The organism is Streptomyces sp. NPDC048415 (assembly GCF_040651675.1).
Classification (GTDB): Bacteria; Actinomycetota; Actinomycetes; order Streptomycetales; family Streptomycetaceae; genus Streptomyces.
Window position 1 is genome coordinate 1 of record NZ_JBEZKJ010000227.1, and the last position, 1,396, is coordinate 1,396.

The 1,396-nt window shown below is 69.6% G+C and carries 2 protein-coding genes; one reads left to right on the plus strand and one right to left on the minus strand.

Annotated features, from left to right (window positions below; translation table 11 throughout):
• A partial coding sequence (locus AB0D27_RS45485) for a DUF2637 domain-containing protein (RefSeq protein ID WP_362521549.1) occupies positions 1-149 on the minus strand: 149 nt, incomplete at its 3' end.
• 276 nt (positions 150-425) lie between these two features.
• Between AB0D27_RS45485 and AB0D27_RS45490 the strand changes: the two genes are divergently transcribed.
• Positions 426-1,265, plus strand: coding sequence for an alcohol dehydrogenase catalytic domain-containing protein (locus tag AB0D27_RS45490; RefSeq protein WP_362521546.1), 840 nt, complete (start codon positions 426-428; stop codon positions 1,263-1,265).
• Positions 1,266-1,396 lie beyond the last annotated feature (131 nt).

Consider the following 1,396-nt stretch of genomic DNA (forward strand, 5'->3'; position numbering starts at 1 on the left):
GCGTCGATACCGATCGGGAAGACATACGCGAAGTTCCCGAAACCCTTCTTGAGGGCGAGCTCACGGACGGCGGCATACGAACCGGCGAAGCCGATCCCCGCGATGATGAGCGCACCGGCGACAACCACGCCGATGAGAACGCGGTGCATCCGTCTCAGCTGCAGAGGAGCCTTCCCCGTCCCCCCGGTCACCGCGCTGGGCCTCCTCGAGTCGATCTGTCATGAGACAACCTCACACTCTCATGTGACGGCAGATGTAGCTGGGGAATCGTGTGGTGGGGTTGTTCCTGCCCAGGTCCCCGGGGCACATGCCCGGGGGTGAATCTCAACAGGCGGAATCCCAGGGTGAGTCGGGAATGAAGCCGCAGCGGCTGCATGTTGACCACCGCCGACCGACTCTCCCACCCCCGGGAAGAAGGCAGGCTCATGACGTCCTCGCCGTCCACCATGCGCTCCGTCCGGCTCTCCGTCCCCGGCCCCGTGGACAACCTGCGGCTGACCACGCTTCCGCTCCCGCCCGAGAGGGACGGCTGGGTGCGCATCCGCGTCGAGGCATTCGGCCTCAACCGCTCGGAGCTGAAGCTTCGGCTGGGGGTGAGCGTGGGCGTCAGCTTTCCCCGGGTGCCGGGTATCGAGGCCGCCGGTACCGTCGACGCGGCCCCGGCCGGCAGCGGGCTGGCTCCCGGGCAGAAGGTCGTCGCGATGATGGGGGACATGGGGCGCACCTACGACGGCGGCTACGCCGAGTACACGTCGGTGCCGCTGTCCCAGGTCATCCCCGTCGACACGGACCTGCCTTGGGAGGTGCTGGGCGCCCTGCCGGAGATGGTGCAGACAGCCTACGGCTCGCTCACCATCGGCCTGGACCTGAAGCCCGGTCAGTCCGTGCTGATCCGCGGCGGTACCTCTTCGGTGGGCTTGGCAGCCGCCGCGCTGGCCACATGGCGCGGCGCCACGGTGCTGTCCACCACCCGGCGGGCCGACCGCCTCGCTTTGCTGAAGGAGCACGGCGTCGACCACCCCCTGCTCGACACCGGCGAAGTGGCGCCTGGCGTACGCGAGTTGTACCCGGCCGGCGTCGACGCGGTAGCCGCTCCAAGCGGTGTCCCGTTTGACGCAGTAGTGCGTATCGGTGTCGTAGGGGCAGTCGAAGCGCAGGTGAGCCGGGGGCAGGGCGTGCCCGTCCCGCCAGCGCAGGCGCCCACGGGCGTCCCAGAAGTAGTGATGGACCCACGCCTGGCGGAGGATCTCCACCTGCGGCAATAGCCGCAGGTGAGCGGGGCGGAGGCGGCCCACGCGGCGGTGAGGATCTTCTGGCCGTCCCGGCCGGTCTGCTCGGCCCGCTCGGTCACCGCCGCTTTCCCACCCGGCAGCTTGCCGATCTCGATCCGGCGCCC

Excerpts from the sequence above, each read along its gene's own strand:
- AB0D27_RS45490 (WP_362521546.1), top strand. The coding sequence starts at position 426 with ATGACGTCCTCGCCGTCCACCATGCGCTCCGTCCGGCTCTCCGTCCCC.